Raw genomic sequence first — 18,516 nt, 5'->3', positions numbered from 1 at the left:
AGCCAGGGGCCCGGGCGAGGGCCCGGGCCCCTGGCTCACCGGTTGAGGGTCAGACGGCGATCACCTGCCCGAGAGCTGCCAGCGCCGTCGCGATGACGGCCGGGGGCAGCCGGCGCAGACCGAGGGTGTCGGTCCCGTTGCCGTCCCAGTCGCCGACGAACGCCTGGTCGGTGACCCCGCCGTAGGTGACGGTGAGGTCGGCGTTGCCGCCGCTCAGGGAGTTCTTCGCGAGGTACGTGCCACCGCGGCGCACTGCCAGGGTGTCGGTACCGTCGCCGTCCCAGTCACCGGCGAGCGTGATGTCGCCGGCGCGGCCGTAGGCGAACGTCTTGTCCGCGACACCACCGGTGAGGGAGTTCTTCACGAAGTACTCCGCCCCGCGGCGCACGGCCAGCGTGTCGCGACCGTCGCCGTCCCAGTCACCGACCAGGACGACGTCACCGGTGCGGCCGTAGGCCACCACGGTGTCCGCCACGCCACCCGACAGGGAGTTCTTCACGTGGTAGACGTTGCCGCGGCGGACCGCGAAGGTGTCCTTGCCGTCGCCGTTCCAGTCGCCGACGAGCACGGTGTCACCCGGGCGTCCGTAGACGAACACGGAGTCCGCCGTGCCGGCGCGCAGCGAGTTGGCCACGTGGAAGACGTTCCCGCGGCGCACCGCGATCGAGTCCTCCCCGTCCCCGTCCCAGTCACCGATGAAGACCTCGTCGGTGAACCGGCCGTAGTGGAACGCGTGGGCCGTGCCGCCCTTCCAGTCGTTCGACAGGAAGAAGCCGTGCTCCTGGCTGACCGGGGGCTGCGGCTGCGGCTCCGGCTCCGGCTCCGGCTGCTCGCCACCGGTGGTGGCGAACGTGTAGGACCACTGGGCGGTGGCGTCGTCGGCCAGCACGTAGCCGTCCGTCGCACGCGCCGTCACGGTGACCGTCCCGGAGCCCGGGTAGGTCCCGGCCGTGACGACCTCGCCGTCCACCAGGTACTCCACGCCCTGCGTGGCCGGCACCGTGAAGGTGTCGTTCGCCGTGCCGGGCAGCTCGGTGAACGTCACCGCGGCCGGACGGACCTCGACCGGCTCCGGCTCGCCACCGGTCGTGGCGAAGGTGAAGCTCCACTCGGTGGTCGCGCCGTCGGCGATGACGAACCCGTCCAGGGCCCGCGCCGTCACCGTCACCGTGCCGGAGCCCGGGTAGGTGCCGGCCTCGACGACGTCGCCGTCGACCAGGTACTCCACGCCCTCGACCGCCGGGATGGTGTAGGTGTCGCCGGCGGTGCCGGCGGCGTCGGTGAAGACGACCGCCTGGGGCGTCACCGTCACCGGCTCGGGCTCCTCGTCCCCGTCGACCCGGAAGTAGTCGAAGGTGACGGGCTGGTTGTCCGTCGAGGAGGTGCCGAGCGCGAAGAGGCCGACCTTGCCGCTGGCGGCGACAGGGGCGTTGGGGATCGACGCGAAGGTTGTCCACTCCTCACCGTCGGCGGAGTACGAGCCGGTGAAGTCGGTGCCGACCTTCGCCAGCCGCAGGTGCCAGACCGCCTGCTGGACGGTCGCTGCGGGCTGCGGGTTCTGGATGGCCCCGTCGACCTCGCTGAGCGCCTCGAGACCGAGCGTCAGCGCGCTCCCGGGGCTGTTGCGGGCCGAGATGTCGAGCTTGACGTAGTTGTCGTCGTCGACGTAGGCGATCAGACCGCCCTGCTCGTACTGGCGGGTGAGGGTGGAGGCGTCGACCAGGGTCTCCACCGTCCAGTCACCGTCGCCCAGGTCCTGCAGGACGAAGTTGTTCGGCGTGCCGTTGTCCGTGCCGTAGATGTCACCGGCGGTGGCGTCGAGCTCGAGGTGGCCGTCCACGACCCGCATGTGCTGCGGGTCGGGCCGCACGATCTCCCAGCGGCACCCGTCCAGGGTGCTGCCGTCGAACTCGTCGCTCGGGTCGACGGGTGCGACCGAGTCGTCCGGGACGATGTGGAAGTAGTCGAACTCCACGTCGACCGGGGCCTGCGCCTGGCCGGCCCCCTGGAGGGCGAACAGACCGATCTTCGGGTCCGTCATGCCGGCCAGCAGCTTCGTCTCCGACATCTCGGTGAAGTCGGTCCCGTTCGCGCTGTAGGACGCGACGAGGTTCTGCCCGTCACTGACGAAGCGCACCCACACCGTGCTCGGGTGGTCCGCACCGACCGCGGGGCTCAGCGAGGCGTTGACCTCGTTAGGCTGCCCCGCCTCCTCGCGGATGAACTGGAAGACGCGGCTCGCCGGGTCGGACCCGGAGGTGCTGCGCCCGGAGAACACCATCTTGGCGTAGTTGTCCGCGTCGCCGTAGATGATGAGGCCGCCCTGCTGGTAGGCCTGCGACCCGTTGAGCGTCAGCCTGGTCGTCGCCGTGAACGGCCCCTCGGGAAGGTCCTGCAGGACGACGTTCGGCACGTCGCCGTTGTCCGTCCCGTAGATGTCCGTCGAGGACGTCGGGATGACGAGGTTGCCGTCCTCCACGCGCAGGTCCTGGTTGACCCGCAGGGACTCGTCCCAGCGCTCGGTGTCGAGCGCGTCACCGTCGAAGCCGTCGGAGCGGCCGTCGAGGCACTGGAGACCCGGCGCCGTGACGTTGACCTGGACGGTCTCGATCGTCGAGGCGCCGCGAGCGTCGGTCACCGTCACGGACGCCGTGTAGCGGCCGGGGGTGGTGTAGGTGTGCGAGGCCTCGGCCGTGTCGGCCGTGGCCCCGTCCCCGAAGCTCCACGCGTAGGTCAGGGGCGTGTCGCCGTCGGGGTCGGTCGCCGTGGCCGTGAAGGCCACCGCGAGCGGGGCCGGTCCCGAGGTCGCCGTCGTCGTGATCTCGACCGCGGGGCTCTCGTTGTCCGTGACACCGCGTCCGATGAACTGGACCCAGTTGACGTTGGCCTGTCCGCTCGTGATGACGAAGTAGAGCGGGCCGCTCTCGGTCGTCACGTCCTCGGGGAGGGCGACGTCGTGGTTGGCCCAGGACTGCCAGGTGTTCGCGGGGACGGTGATGGTGCCGATCGACTCCCCGTCCGGCGCGCCGGTACGGATGTCGACGGTGCCGCCGGGCTGCGACGCGGCACGGAGCCGGATCGAGTCGATCCCGGTGAGGTTGGTCGGGTCGAAGGAGAACCAGTCGTCGACCTCGGCGAAGCCGACGTTCTGGCCGCCGCCGACGTCCTCGGTGGCCTCCACCTGGACGCCCGGGTCACCGGTGCTCGTCGAGCCGGGCAGACGGCCCGTCTCGGCGAAGTACTCGGCCTCCTTGCGCTTGGGCTGGAGGATGATGACCTCCTGCGTGGTGAGGGGGTCGACCCCCTCGGCACCCTGGTCGGTGTAGGTCACGGTGATGACGCCGAAGATGTTCGCGCCGATGTGACCGGTGTCCCCGTTGACCGGGATCGCACCCTCACAGCCGCGGTACTGGTCGTACGGGTGGGCGTGCTCGTCGTGGCCGAGGGCCGGCTGGACGATGACGTCGTTGCAGTCGATCTCCTCCCCGTCCTCGGGGTCGGTGACCGTCACCTTGTACTGCACGACGTCACCGAAGTTGAAGAAGCCACCGTTCGGGGGCAACTCGACGGTGACCGTCGGCGCGGTGTTGCCCGCCGAGATGAGGACCGTGGTCGAGGTGGAGACCCCGTCCGCGTTCGTCACGGTGAGCGTGGCCGTGTAGTTGCCGGCCTCCGTGTAGGTGTGGGTCGGGTTGGCCTCCGTCGACGTCTCGCCGTCACCGAAGTCCCACGCGAGGGTGACCGGGCCGCCCTCGGGGTCGCGCGACCCCTCGGAGCTGAAGGTCACCTCGAGCGGCAGCGGTCCGTTCGTGACGTCGGCCTCGGCGCGCGCGATCGGCGCCCGCTGGCCGGAGAGGTAGTCGAGGCGGTAGACGCCGGAGTCGGCGTTGTTGCCGCCGAAGCCGGAGCCCCACTCGATGATGTAGAGCGCACCGTCGGCGCCCCACTCCAGGGCGTGCGGACGCCGGAAGGACATGCTCTCGAGGATCCGGTTGATGTCGACGACCTCGGTCGTGTCGTCGTTCATCTGGAAGGTGAAGAGCTTGCCGGTGTTCCACTCGGCGAAGGCGGCCTTGCCGTCGAAGTAGGCGGGCCACTTGCGGGCGGAGGCGAGTTCCTCGTCGTAGACGTAGACGCTGCCGGCCATCGGCGCGCCACCGCCGGAACCGATCTCCGGGGCGTTGTTCCGCTGGTTGTTGTTCTGGTACCAGATGGTCGCCGGGATGGCGGGCGGCAGCTGGGTCAGCCCGGTGTTGTTGGGCGAGTCGTTGGTCGGGCCGTTGGCGCAGTCGAACGCCGCGCCGGGCTGCTGGGTGGCGAAGTCGTACGAGCGGTAGGCGTCGTTGGCGCCGACACAGTGCGGCCAGCCGTAGTTGCCCGGCTCCTGGACGATGTTCCACTCGACCATGCCGGCCGGTCCCCGGTCGGGGTTGGCCGCGCCGGCGTCCGGACCGTAGTCGGCGACCAGCAGCGTGTCGGTGCGCGGGTCCATGCCGATCTTGAACGGGTTGCGGAAGCCCATCGCGAAGATCTCCGGACGGGTCTTGTCCGTCCCGGGAGCGAAGAGGTTGCCCTCGGGGATCGTCACCGAACCGTCGTCCTGCGGGGTGATCCGCAGGATCTTGCCCCGGAGGTCGTTGGTGTTGCCCGACGTGCCCTGGGCGTCCCACGCCGCGCGGCCGGGACGCTCGTCGATCGGGCTGAAGCCGTCCGAGGCGAAGGGGTTGGTGTTGTCACCGGTCGCGACGTAGAGGTTGCCCTCGCCGTCGAACTCCAGGGCGCCGCCGGCGTGGCAGCACTCGCTGCGCTGGACCGGGACCTCCAGGAGGACCTGCTCGCTCGCGACGTCGAGGGTGTTCTCGTCGAGGGTGAAGCGGGAGACCCGGTCGGAGGACGAGCCCTGCGGGGAGTAGTAGAGGTACACCCAGCCGTTCTCCTCGAAGCCCGGGTCGAGCTCGATGCCGAGCAGACCGAACTCCTGCACCTGCGTCACGGGGAGCGTGGCCGCAGTGACGGTGCCGCCGTTCGGCTGGACGATCTGGACGCGGCCGTCGCGCTCGATGTAGATCGTGCGGCCGTCCGGCGCGGGCGCCAGGTCCATCGGGTTCTGGGTGTTGAGGTCGAGCTCGACCTTGTCGAAGCTCTCGTCGAGCGTCGCGCTGCAGTCGGCGTCGAGGACGCCTGCCGCGGTCCGGATGCCCTCGAGCATGTGGTCGCGGAACTCGGGCTCGGAGAAGGACGCGTCGGTGTGTCCGCCACCCGTGTACCAGGCGCGGCCACCGTCGTAGTCGTGGCACCAGGCGATCGGGTGGTCCGGGGCCATGGCGCCGTTGCCGGCGGCGTACGTCGACTCGTCGAGGGAGGCGAGGACGTGGACGTCACCGCGCGGGTTGCTGCGGAAGGAGTACCACTCGTCGGTGCGCTCCCAGCGCGCCGGCAGGTGCTCGGTGGAGGGGTGGGCCGGGTCCTCGACGACGACCGTGGCCGTCGGAGTCCCCGGGGGGTGGCTGGCGAAGTAGGCGCCGACGAGCTCGCCGTACCAGGGCCAGTCGTACTCGGTGTCGCTCGCGGCGTGGATGCCGGCGTAGCCGCCGCCGTTCTGGATGTACTCCTCGAACGCGGCCTGCTGCTGGTTGTTGAGGACGTCGCCGGTCGTGGAGAGCCAGACGACGACGTCGTACTGGGCGAGGTTCTCGCTGGTGAAGGCGGCGGCGTCCTCGGTGGCCGTCACCTCGAACCCGTGCTCCTCCCCGAGCTCCTCGATCGCCGCGATGCCTGCGGGGATGGAGCTGTGCCGGAAAGCTGCGGTCTTGCTGAAGACGAGTGCGCTGAAGGGCTCGGTCTCGTCGTGGTCGGTCCCGTCATGGGCCGTTGCGCCGCTCATCCCGAGCGGCACCACCAGTGCGCCGGCGAGCAGGGCGCTTGCGGCCCGTGCTCCCCAGCTTCGTACGGTGGATCTTCTGTGCACAATTCCTCCTCGAACCGTGTACGCAGGGTCGCGTCACGAACCCTCTCTGGTTCGCGACTGCTGTCGGTCGGGTGGGCGGGGTGGCCGCCCTTCCGCCTCGGCAGGGGGACGCAGGTGTGTCTTTGCACCGTCGTCGCCCACCGTGGCTCGCAGCGTAGGCGTTCTTTTGGGTAGCGGTCAACCAAAATCACCCCCGTCTCACGGATCGTCCACCCCGGTCACCCCCACCCTCACCCCGCGCCACCCCCCTTCCCCGCCGAGAGCTGGATCTTGCACGCGAGGGCGGGCGGGGGTGGTCAGTCCGTGAGGGGCGTGAGGACGACGCTGCGGAAGTGGACCTCGTCGTCGTCGCCGTGGTTCTGCAGGCCGACGTGCCCGGAGGAGAGGTCACGCGCCGGGTCGGTCGAGACGAACTCGGTGACCACCGCGCCGTTGAGGGACACCGTGATCCGCGGGTCCTGGACGACGACGTCGAGGGTGTTCCACTCCCCCGGCGCGGCGAGGGCCGCGTCCCGGGCGACGACGTCGGCGCCCTGGAAGCCGTACACGGCGCCGGTCGTGCGGTCCGGGGCGTCGGTCGGGTCGATCTGGATCTCGTAGCCCTGCCGCACCGCCACCCACGGGTCGTCACCGGGATCCGGGAAGCCGACGAAGACGCCGGAGTTGTCGTCCCCCGACGCGCGCCACTCGACCGTGAGCCGGTAGTCCGCCAGCTCCTCGGGGAACCACAGCAGCCCCATCCCGCCCACGGTGCGAACCGAGCAGTCCTCGCCGACCTCGAAGCCACCCGGCCCGGCCGTCCGCCACCCCTCGAGACTCTCCTGCGAGCCGTCGAGCAGCACCCGTGCGTCACCCGCCGGGTCGGGCCCGCCGCACCTGTCCGGCGTCGACGGTGCCGCGCACCCGGCGAGGACGACGGCGCAGGTCACGGCCACGATCAGGCCGCGCGACCTCCCACCCACGGCGCCCCTCCCCTCTGCCGGAATGCTCGGCACGCTACCGTCCGGGCACGGGTGAGGCCCGCAGCCTGCCGGCTGCGGGCCTCACCTTCACCTCAGTGGTCAGCCGAGGAGGTCGATGATCACCTCCACCTGGCTGCGCAGGTCGGCCTGCGCCGCGGCGTCGAGCGTGTCGGGCCGCTTCGGGTTGTCCAGGTGCCGCATGAACAGCTCCATGGACCGGACGGCCTGGGCCTCGCGGCCCGCCTCGAGGTGCCGGACGGCCTGCTCGAGCGCCCGGGTGAGCTGACCGGCGATCGGGCCGGCCACGTCACCGGAGGCGATGTAACCCTCGAGCGCGTCGGCCAGCGCCTGCGCGCCCTCGACCGGGTCGGTCGGGGTGCCACCACCGGTGGAGAAGGTGTGCGTCCACTCGGTGGTCGCCCCCTCCTCGAGCCGGAAGCCGTCGAGCACCACCGCGGTGACGGTCACGGTGCCGGAGCCCGGGTAGGTCCCCGGCGCCACGACCTCGCCGTCGACGACGTACTCCACGCCGACCGACCACGGGACGGTGTACGTGTCGTCCTCGGTGCCGTCCTCGTCGGTGAAGGTCACCGCCGCGGGCGCCACGTCGACCGGGCGCGAGCCGTCCTCCCCGGCCTCCAGGCCGGTGAGGTACTCGAAGCCGGTGACCACGAAGTCCTCGCCCTCGGGCGCGACGTCGTACTCCATGACGTAGTACGCGATCTCCGCGTGCTCCTCGGCCGCGCGCAGGATGTCCTGCAGCGGGACGTCGCCCTCACCGAGGTTGGTGAAGGAGGGCCCGCCGGCCGCCCCGAGGTTCGTCGCGTCCTTGATGTGGAGCAGCTCGATGCGGTCGCCGTACTCCTCGAGGAGTGCGGGCACGTCCACACCGCCGTGCGTTGCCCACGCCACGTCCACCTGGAAGGTGACGAACTCGGGGTTCGTCTCCTCGACGAGGATCTCCCAGGCCGACATCTGCTCACCGTTGTGCTCGTACATGGTGGTGAACTCGACGGCGTGGTTGTGGCCGAAGAACTTGCCGATGCCGGCCGCGACGGACCGCTCACCGAGCCGGTTCATCGTCTCCGCCGTCGCGAGGGTGTTCTCGTAGGTGCCGATGCCGGGGGCGGCGAAGCCACCGGAGCCGACGTACTCCTGGCCCAGAGTCTCGACGTACGCGAGCGTCTCGTCGAAGGTGTCCTCGGCGGTGTTGTAGTGCGACGAGGGGACTCGCAGGCCGATCTCGTCGACCATCGCGCGGAACTGCTCGGCCGTGTACGGGGTGAGGTTCCCGCCGTAGGGCTCGATGTTCTCCAGCCCGATCTCGGCCAGCCGCGCGAGCACGGTCGGCAGACCCTCGGCCTCCACCCACGGGATGAGGGAGTACAGGCCGATCGAGACCTTCTCGACGGGGATGAGGACCGGCTCGGCCGGAGGCTCGTCACCGAGCACCCGGAAGTAGTCGAACCGGATGGTCGGCTCCAGCGTCGAGGCGGCGCCGAGGGCGAACAGACCGGTCCGGCCGTCGGCCGCGACCCCGGCGTTGGTGACCGCCGGGAACGCGGTCCACGTCTCGCCGCCGTCCACGGAGTAGGAGCCGGTGAAGGTGTCCCCCTCCTTGGCGAGCCGCAGGTGGACCGTGGTCGCGGTGATCTGCGGGGAGCTCGGCTGCGGGTCCTGGACCACACTGCCGACCTCGCTGCGGAGCTCCACCTGCCGCGTCACGGCGGAGCCCGCCGCGTTCGTCGTCAGGGCGTCGAGCTTCACGTAGTTGTCGTCGTCGACGTGGACGATGAGGCCACCCTGCTCGTACTGCTGGCTGGTCTCGGACATGTCGACGACGGTCTCCACGGTCCAGTCCTCGTCACCGAGGTCCTGGAGCACGAAGTTCGCCGGGGTCTGGTTGTCACCGCCGTAGATGTCACCGGGGGTGGCGTCCAGCTCGAGGTGGCCGTCGACCACGCGCAGGTGCTCCGGCGCGGGCCGCACGACCTGCCAGCGGCACTCGTCGAGCTCCGAGCCGTCGAACTCGTCGCTCGGGGCGACCTCGTCGCACTGGGACGGGGGCCCGTCCACGGTCACGGTGACCGTCGCGGTGGAGCTGGCACCACCGGCGTCGGTCGCGGTGACCGTCGCGGTGTAGGTGCCGGGCTCGGTGTAGGTGTGGGTCACCTCGGCACCCTCACCCGTGGATCCGTCGCCGAAGTCCCACGCGAGGGTGACGTCGTCGCCGTCGGGGTCGGAGGCGGTCGCGGTGAAGGTCACCTCGAGCGGGGCCTCCCCGGAGGTCGGGGTGGCCTGCGCCTCCACCGTCGGGGCGATGTTGTCGGCAGCGCCGCGACCCGAGTACCGGATCTCGTCGATGTCGAAGAGCGCCTCGGTCTCGTCGCCGGTGAACACGAAGTACACCGGTCCGGTGCCCTCGAGGGCGTCGAGCTCGACGACCTCGCTGGTCTCCCAGACCTCCCAGCCACCGGTGTTGCCGAGCTCGACGCTCGCCGCGAGGTGGCCGTCGACCGAGCCCTGGCGCACCTCGAGGGTGCCGCCCGCGCCTCCGGAGGTGTACCGGAAGGACACGCCGTCGATGTTGACGAAGTTCAGCGGGTCGAAGGCGATCCAGTCACCGTTGTGGATGTCGCCGACCTGCTGGCCGCCGGCGGCTCCGTCCTTGGCGAAGACGTTGACGCCCTCGGCCTCGTCGTAGAACTCGGCCTGCTGGGTGCGCAGCCGCAGCATCGCCTCGTCGTCCCCGGTGAGGCTGGGGACATCGCCCTCTCCGCCCTGGTCGGCGTAGCGGACGTTGATGATGCCGAAGATGTCGGCGTCCAGCCCGTGGCCATCGTCGGCCGCGGTGGCGATGGTGCCCTCACAGCCGGACACGCGGGACAGCGGGTGCCCGTGGCTGTCGTGGCCGAGGATGTACTCCACGACGACGTCGGCGCAGTCGATCTCGCCGTCCTCCGGGTCGGTGACGGTCACCTTGAAGGGGATCCGGTCACCGAAGGAGAAGATGGAGCCGTCCTCGGGGAACTCGAGCTCGACCGTCGGTGCGGTGTTGCCCGCGGTGATGTTCACGGTCGCGGTACCCACGCGCCCGTCGGCCGCGACGACGTTGAGTCGCACGGTGTGGACGCCCGGGTCGGTGAACGTGTGCTCGACGGTGACGCCGGTGGCGTCCGCCGTCCCGTCGTTGTCGAAGTCCCACTCGTAGGTGAGGTCGCTGTCCTCCGGGTCGGTGGACGTCGAGGCGTCGAACTCGACGGTGAGCGGCAGGGGGCCGCTCGTCGCCGAGGTCTCGATGCGCGCGACCGGGTTGAGCTGGCCGACGTAGTCGATGCGGTACAGCGCGGAGAACTCGTCACCGCCGAACCAGCTCTGGCCGTAGTCGAGGATGTACATCGCGCCGTCCGGCCCGAACTCGACGTTCATCGGCCACGAGAGGTCGAGCCACTCGAAGGACGGGACGACGTCGACGAGGTTGCCCTCGTCGTCGGTGACGAACTCCCGGATCCAGCCACGGCCCCACTCGTAGTTGAAGGTCTTGCCGTCGAAGTACTCCGGCCACTTCGTCGGGGAGTCGAGCTCCGGGTCGAAGCGGTAGGTCGGGCCGCCCATGGGCGACTCGCTGCCGGTGCCGAGCTGGGGCTCGCTGCCACCGTCGTAGGGCAGCCATGCCGGGACCGCCGGCGGCAGGTTCGTCAGGCCCGTGTTGTGCGCGCTGTCGTTGACGAGGTTCGCGCAGTCGAACTTCGGCCCGGACGTGCCGGCGGCGAAGTCGTAGTCGTTGTAGGCGTCGTTGTCACCGTGGCAGAAGGGCCAGCCGAAGTTGCCCGGCTCCTTGATGAGGTTGAACTCCACCTGGCCACCGGGGCCGCGGTCGGCGTTGGCCGCACCGGCGTCGGGGCCGTAGTCACCGAGGTGGATCCAGCCCGTCTCCTTGTCGACGGCGAAGCGGAACGGGTTGCGGAAGCCCATCGCGTAGATCTCTTCGCGCACGAGCTCCGGGTCGTACTCCTCGGAGTCGAAGAGGTTGCCCTCCGGGACGGTGTACGTGCTGCCCGGCCCCGGCTCCGCGTCGTCGGCGATCTCGTCCATGACGTCGATGCGGATGAGCTTGCCGCGCAGGTCGTTGGTGTTGCCGGAGGTCCGGCGGCCGTCGAACGCGGGGTTGCGGTTCTCCCGGTCGTCCAGCGGGGAGTACCCGTCGGAGGCGAAGGGGTTGGTGTCGTCACCGGTCGACAGGTAGAGGTTGCCCTCGGCGTCGAAGTCGATCTCACCGCCGGCGTGGCAGCAGATGCCACGGTCGGCCTCGACGCGCAGGATCTCCTGCTCCGAGGCGAGGTCGAGGGTGCCGTCCTCGGCGAGCTGGAAGCGCGAGAGGCTGTTGTGGCCCTCGAACGGCTCGTACGCCGACGGCGGCCCGGTCTCGGGCGCGTCACCCGGGGGCGTGTCCAGCGGCGGGGCGTAGTAGAGGTAGACCCAGCGGTTCTCCTCGAAGTTCGGGTCGATCGCGATGCCCTGCAGGCCGTCCTCGTCGTGGTTGTAGACGGGGATGGTCGCGGCGGTGCGGGTCGAGGCGTCGGCCGTCGTGTAGAAGACGCGGCCGTCGCGCGCGGTGTGCAGCACGTCGCCGTTCGGCAGGACCGCGAGCGCGATCGGCTCACCGATGGTCGCTCCCCCCTTGGCGAGGGTCACCTGCTCGAAGGAGCTCTCGACGGTCGCGGCGCAGTCCGCGCCCTCGACCCCCGCGGCGGTGCGGATGCCGCCGAGGATGTGCTGGACGAACTCCGGCTCGCTGTAGGACTCGTTGGTGTGCCCGCCACCGGTGTACCAGGAGCGTCCGCCGTCGTAGTCGTGGCACCAGGCGATCGGGTGGTCGGTGCCCATGGCGGCGTTGCCGGGCTCGTAGGTGGTCTCGTCGAGCGTCGCGAGGACGTGGACGTCGCCGCGCGGGTTCTCGCGGTAGTTGTACCACTCGTCCGTGCGGTTCCAGCGCATCGGCAGGTGCGCCGTCGAGGGGTGGACGCGGTCGACGACGGCGACGTCCGCGTTGGGGGTGCCGGGAGGGTGGCTGGCGAAGTAGGCACCGACGAGCTCGCCGTACCAGGGCCAGTCGTACTCGGTGTCGCTCGCGGCGTGGATGCCGGCGTAGCCGCCACCGTCCTGGATGTACTGCTCGAAGGCCCCCTGCTGCTCGTCGTTGAGCACGTCACCGGTGGTGGAGAGCCAGACGACGACGTCGTAGTTGGCGAGGTTCTCCTCGGTGAAGGCGGTGGAGTCCTCGGTGTGGTCGACGGCGAAGCCGTGCTCCTCACCGAGCTGCTGGATGGCCGCCACACCGGCGGGGATCGAGCCGTGCCGGAAACCGGCCGTCTTCGAGAAGACGAGGGCGCTGAACTCGGCATCCTCCTCTGCGTGTGGCTCTCCGTCATGGGCACTGGCACCACTCATGCCGAGCGGCGCCAGGAGCACGGCGGCGAGCGCCGCGCTCGCGCCCCGGGCCCACCACCGTCCCCCGTTGGTTCGTCTGACCACGATTCCTCCTTGAAGTCGCGTACGCGTCCGGGCCACGGGCGCAGCCCTGTTCGGGTGTCACCACCGACGACGGGTCAGCGCCACATCACGCGTTGCCCCCCGTCGACGTAGGCGCCCCTACGTCGTGCACCGAAGGAGCGTATGGCGATTTATGTGCATGGTCAATCAAAAGTCATACGCGAGGTAGGCGGGTTAGGTGATCCTGGCGCGGGGGTTAGGTGACCACTTCCACCTTTAGGAGGAGGGTGGATCGCGGCGGTGGCGCGGGTGGCGGTGACACCACACCGGTGTGACTCCACCGTTAGGAGGAAACCGCGCCGTTGCCGCATGCCGGACACCGCGAGCACGCTGCGCGGACGCTCGACCCGCCTCCTCTGGGACGCACTTTTGCGTCCGCTCGAGCTGCTGCAGGGGGCGTCCCCGGGCGCCAGGGGGTGTCCCAGAGAGGTGGGGGCGGGGCGGAGACGGGCCAGGGGCCCGCAGCCGTGTGGCTGCGGGCCCCTGGTCGTGCTCGAACGGTCGTCAGACCGCGACCACCTGTCCCGGCGTCGCGAGCGCGGTGCTCACGACGGCGGGGGGCAGGCGACGCAGACCGAGGGTGTCGGTCCCGTTGCCGTCCCAGTCGCCGACGAACACCTGGTCGCCGATGCGGCCGTAGGTGACGACGAGGTCCGCGTTCCCACCGGAGAGGGAGTTCTTCGCGAAGTACGTCGCACCGCGGCGCACGGCCAGGGTGTCGGTCCCGTTGCCGTCCCAGTCGCCCGCCATCGTGACGTCGTCCGGACGTCCGTAGGCGAAGACCGTGTCGGCGGCACCACCGGTGAGCGAGTTCTTCACGTGGTACTCGCTCCCGCGGCGCACGGCCAGGCTGTCGCGGCCGTCGCCGTCCCAGTCACCGACCAGCACCGTGTCGCCCCCGCGGCCGTAGGCGACGACCGTGTCGGCCGCACCCCCGCCGAGGGAGTTCTTGATGTGGTAAGCCGCACCGCGACGGACCGCGAACGTGTCCTTGCCGTCGCCGTCCCAGTCACCGACGAGGACGGTGTCACCCGCACGCCCGTAGACGAACGTGGCGTCCGCAGCGCCCCCACGCGGGCTGTTGCTCACGTGGAAGACGTTGCCGCGACGAACGGCGATGGAGTCGGTCCCGTCCCCGTCCCAGTCACCGATGAAGACCTCGTCGGTGAACCGGCCGTAGTGGAACGCGTGGGCCGTGCCGCCCTTCCAGTCGTTCGACAGGAAGAAGCCGTGCTCCTGGCTCGGCACGGGGGTGGGCGCGCCGGCCGCGGAGAACGTCCGAGTCCACTCGGTGGTGGCCCCCTCCGCCAGCTCGAAGCCGGCCGCGGCGCGGGCGGTGACGGTCACGGTGCCGGAGCCCGGGTGGGTCCCCGGCGCCTTGACCTCGCCGTCGACGACGTACTGGACGCCGGTCACCCGCGGCACCGTGTAGGTGTCGTTCTCGGTGCCGACCTCGTCGGTGAAGGTCACCGGCTGCGTGGTCGTCTCGACGGGGCGGCTGCCGGCCTCGCCGGCGGGGACGCCGGTGAGGTACTCGTAGCCGGTCTCGACGAAGGACGGACCGTTCGGGGAGACGTCGTACTCGAGGACGTAGAGCGAGACGTTCGCGTGGTCGCGAGCGGCGCGCAGGATGTCCTGGAGCGGGACGTCGCCGTCACCGAGGTTGGTGAACGTCGGGCTGGTCCCGCCGAGGTTGGTGGCGTCCTTGACGTGGAGCAGCTCGATGCGGTCGCCGTACTCCTCGATGAGAGCCGGCACGTCGATCCCGGCGTGCGCGGCCCAGGCCACGTCGAGCTGGAACGTCACGTAGCGCGGGTCGGTCTCCTCGACGAGGATCTCCCACGCCGACATCTCCTCGCCGCCGTGGTTGTACACGGTGGTGAACTCGGTCGCGTGGTTGTGACCGAAGAGCTTCCCGGTCCCGGCCTCGACGGACCGCTGACCGAGCCGGTCCATCGTCTCCGCCGTGCGCAGGGTGCGCCCGTAGGTGCTGATGCCCGGGTCGGCGAAGCCGCCGGAGCCGACGTACCGCTGGCCGAGCGTGTCGACGTACTCCAGCGTCGCGTCGAAGGTGTTCTCCGCGACGTTGTAGTGCGACGAGGGCACGTCGAGCCCGATGAGGTCGACCATCGCGCGGAACTCCTCGGCGGTGTACCCGCCGAAGTTGGACCCGAACGGCTCGACGTTCTGGAAGCCGATCTCCGCGAGGCGCGCGAGCACGCTCGGCAGACCCTCGGCCTGCACCCACGGGATCAGGGAGAACATGCCGATCGACACGTCCTCGCTGTCGACCCGGACGGGGGCGAGCTCCTCACCGGTGAGGTAGGAGAAGCCGGTCTCGACGAAGGTCTCGCCGTGCGCGGCGCGGTCGAACTCGAGGACGTAGTACGCGATCTCCGCGTGCTCCTCGGCCGCCCACAGGATCTCCTGCAGCGGGACCTCTCCCTCACCGAGGTTGGTGAAGGTCGGGTTCGTCGGGCCGCCGAGGTTGACGGCGTCCTTCACGTGCAGCAGCTCGATCCGGTCGCCGTGCTCCTCGATGAGGGCAGGCACGTCGATCCCGGCGTGAGCCGCCCACGCGACGTCGAGCTGGAAGGTGACGTACTCGGGGTTCGTCTCCTCGACGAGGATCTCCCAGGCCGACATCTGCTCACCGTCGTGCTCGTACACGGTGGTGAACTCGGTGGCGTGGTTGTGGCCGAAGAACTTGCCGATGCCGGCCGCGACGGACCGCTCACCGAGCCGGTTCATCGTCTCCGCCGTCGCGAGGGTGTTCTCGTAGGTGCCGATGCCGGGGGCCGCGAAGCCACCGGACCCGACGTACTCCTGGCCCAGCGTCTCGACGAACTCCAGCGTGGCGTCGAAGGTGTTCTCGGCGGTGTTGTAGTGCGACGAGGGGACCCGCAGGCCGATCTCGTCGACCATCGCGCGGAACTCCTCGGCGGTGTAGCCGTTGAAGTTGGACCCGAACGGCTCGACGTTCTGGAAGCCGATCTCCGCCAGACGCCCGAGGACGTTCGGCAGACCGTCCGAGGTCACCCACGGGATGAGGGAGAACATGCCGATCGACACCTTCTCCGCCGGGATCTCGATGTTCCCGGCCGGGCGGCCCGAGGCGGTGAAGTACAGCGAGTCGAGGTCGACTCCGCCGGTGCTCGTGACGACGAGCTCACCGGCGCCCTCGGGGGCGTTCCTGAAGCTGACCTCGACGTCCTGCCAGCCGTCGACGGGAGCGTCGGCGTAGGCGGCGAGGAGCTCGGAGCGCGCGTGGCCCGAGAGCACGCTCGCGTCCACCGCCTCGAGCGCGACGTCGGCGATCGCGTCGACCGCGTCGGCCGGGATGACCTCGCTGATGAGCGGGCCACCGACCGGGTCGGCGAACCACTGCGCCACCGTGGAGGCACCCGTGAGGGCCTTCTCCGCCTGGGCGAACTCGATCGTGGCGACGGTCTCGTCGCCCCAGCCCAGGGAGATGGTGCCCTCGCCCCTGCCGCGCGCCGTCACCGTGTCGATGACGTCGCCCGTCGGGGCGTGGGTGAAGGCGAACGGACGGAAGGTGATCGAGTCACCCTCGTCGAGCTCGCTCACGTAGCCGCCGGCGCCGGCCTCGGCGTCGTCGACCACGGTGATGCCCTCGGAGGCGTCGAACCACTCGGCCTGCTGGACCTCGGGCTTGAGCACGAGGGTGGCCTCGCCGGTGATGGACGGGACGTCACCCTGCGCGCGGTCGGCGTAGGTGACGACGAGGGTGCCGTAGATCTTCTCGCCCTCGCCGTGCTCGACGGCGTCCTCGCTGGTCTGGAGGGTGAACTCGCAGCCGCGTCCGGACTGCTCCGGGTGGGCGTGCTCGTTGTGGCCGAGTCCGAACGTCCACCGGACGTCGTTGCAGACGAAGTCCGTGCCGTCCTCGGCGTCGGTCACCGTGACGGAGACCGGCACCGCGTCGCCCCAGTTGAAGACCGCGCCGTCGGGCACGCTCAGGGAGATCTCCGGAGCGGTGTTGCCGACGCTGATCTGCCGGATGGCGAGGCCCGCCTTGCCCTCCGGGTCGGTGGCGCGCAGGGCGGCGTTGTACACACCGCGCTCGGCGTAGGTGAACGTGGGGTTCACGCCGGTGGCGTCGTCGTACTGGCCGTCACCGTCGAGGTCCCACGTGTAGGTGAGCTCGGCACCCTCCGGGTCGCGCGACGCGGAGGCGTCGAAGACGACCTCGAGCGGCGCGTCACTGCCGGAGACCGGCGTCGCCGTGAAGGCGGCCTGCGGCGTCTTGTTGCCGTCGCCCACGTAGTTGACGCGGTAGAGGCCCGCGTCCGGGTTCTGGCGGAAGAAGCCGTCACCGTACTCGAGGACGTACAGCGAGCCGTCCGGCCCGAACTCCATGTCCATGACGTTGTCCCAGATGGGCTGGTTCACCGTCTCGAGGTGGAGGTTGGGCAGGAAGTTCTCCACGGCGGTGACGACACCGTCGGAGGAGAGCTCGTCCATCGTGATCGCGGCGACGTAGTCCTGGGAGAACTCCGCCATGAGCGGCTTGCCGTCCCAGTACTCCGGGAACTTGGTCTCCGAGTCGTACTGGTCGAAACGGTAGATCGGGCCACCCATGGGGGCCTGACCGGTCGCGGTGCGGAACTCGACGAACTCGTCCCACGGCTGGTCGCCGACGTTGTCGCCGTAGTAGACCTGCGGCTCGGTGACCGGGGGGAGCTGGGTGAGGCCGGTGTTCCACGTGGAGTTGTTCTCCGGGCCGCCTGCGCAGTCGAAGAACTCACCCGGCGTGCCGGTCGCGTAGTCCCACTCGTTGTAGGCGCCGCCCTCGTTCGGGCCGTGGCAGTAGGGCCACCCGCCGTTCATCGGCTCGGTGGTCAGCTGCCACTCGACGTAGCCCATGGGGCCACGGTCGGCCTGGGCCGCTCCGGCGTCGGGGCCGTAGTCGCCCCAGACGAGCGCGCCGGTCTCGATGTCGAAGTCGATCCGGAAGGGGTTGCGAAGACCCATCACGTAGATCTCCTCGCGGACGAGGTCGGGGTCGTACGCCTCGTCGTCGAAGAGGTTGCCCTCGGGGATCGTGTAGGTCGCGCCCGGCCCGGGCTCGGCGTCCGGCGCGATCTCGTCCAGGACGTCGATCCGCAGGATCGCACCGCGCAGGTCGTTGGTGTTGCCGGCGCCGCGGCGGGCGTCGAAGCCGGGGTTCATGCCCGGGGCGTTGTTGATCGGCGTGTAGCCGTTGGCGCCCGGGGTGCCGGCGGGGGTGTTGTCACCCGTCGACAGGTAGAGGTTGCCGTCCGCGTCGAACGCGATGTCCGCGCCGACGTGGCAGCACTGGCCGCGCTGGGCGTCGACCTTGATGATCTCCTGCTCCGAGGCGAGGTCGAGCGTGCCCGTCTCCTCGTCCCACTGGAAGCGGGAGAGCACGTTGTAGCCGAGCCACTGGTCCCAGTAGGTCTCGGGGTCGGCCCCCGCGGGCAGGGTGTTCGGCGCGTTCCCGGCCGGGGTGGTCTCGGGGTAGGGCGTCCCGTCCGCCGACGTCCCGGACATGACCCGGGGGGCGTAGACGAGGTAGACCCAGTTGTTGTTCTCGAAGTCCGGGTCCAGCGCGACACCCTGGAGACCGTCCTCCGAGTTCGCGTAGACGTCGAGGCGGGCGGCCTGGGTGGTCGCGCCCGTCGCCGGGTCCGTCAGACGGACGACGCCGTCACGCGCGGTGTGGAGCACCCGCGAGTCCGGGAGCACGGCGAGGTCGAGTGGTTCGCCCGTGTTCTTCGTCAGCAGGGTCTTCTCGTAGTTGTTCCAGTCCAGCGCCGGCTCGGCGCTGTCCTGTGCCGGGGCCGCGTCGTGCGGCGCGTCCGGGTTGGCCTGCGCTCCGCTCATGGCGAGCGGCAGCACGAGAGCGCTGGCCAGCAGCGCGCTCGCGCCTCGGGTCGCCCAGCGGCGCCCCGTTGATCGTCTTGCCACGAATCCTCCTTGAGTCGCGCACGTCGTCGGCTCCGCAACGCAGCGGAGCCGCGCACCGGGAGAGTGACTGACGGAGGGTCC

4 protein-coding genes are annotated in these 18,516 nt (G+C 70.3%); all 4 read right to left on the bottom strand.

The genetic code is table 11. The annotated features are described in order from the left end of the window. Positions 1-49: 49 nt before the first annotated feature. The 4 genes from FHE66_RS00140 to FHE66_RS00125 all read right to left on the bottom strand — a co-directional run bounded on the left by FHE66_RS00140 (position 50) and on the right by FHE66_RS00125 (position 18,435). Positions 50-5,884: a ThuA domain-containing protein gene (locus tag FHE66_RS00140; protein ID WP_139070964.1), complete on the bottom strand. Its 5,835-nt coding sequence runs from the start codon at positions 5,882-5,884 to the stop codon at positions 50-52. Between the two features lie 380 nt (positions 5,885-6,264). Continuing rightward, positions 6,265-6,903, bottom strand: coding sequence for a DUF1080 domain-containing protein (locus FHE66_RS00135; protein ID WP_218013570.1), 639 nt, complete (start codon positions 6,901-6,903; stop codon positions 6,265-6,267). A 126-nt stretch (positions 6,904-7,029) separates the two neighbouring features. Further along, on the bottom strand, positions 7,030-12,465 hold the full coding sequence (locus tag FHE66_RS00130) for a ThuA domain-containing protein (protein ID WP_176554583.1): 5,436 nt from the start codon (positions 12,463-12,465) through the stop codon (positions 7,030-7,032). Positions 12,466-12,987: 522 nt separating this feature from the next. Next, positions 12,988-18,435, bottom strand: coding sequence for a TIM barrel protein (locus FHE66_RS00125; protein WP_139070962.1), 5,448 nt, complete (start codon positions 18,433-18,435; stop codon positions 12,988-12,990). Positions 18,436-18,516 lie beyond the last annotated feature (81 nt).

The organism is Georgenia sp. 311, assembly GCF_006151955.1.
Taxonomy (GTDB): domain Bacteria; phylum Actinomycetota; class Actinomycetes; order Actinomycetales; family Actinomycetaceae; genus Oceanitalea; species Oceanitalea wutianyii.
Note: the sequence above shows the minus strand (reverse complement) of the source record. Positions and strands in the feature narration are given on the sequence as shown.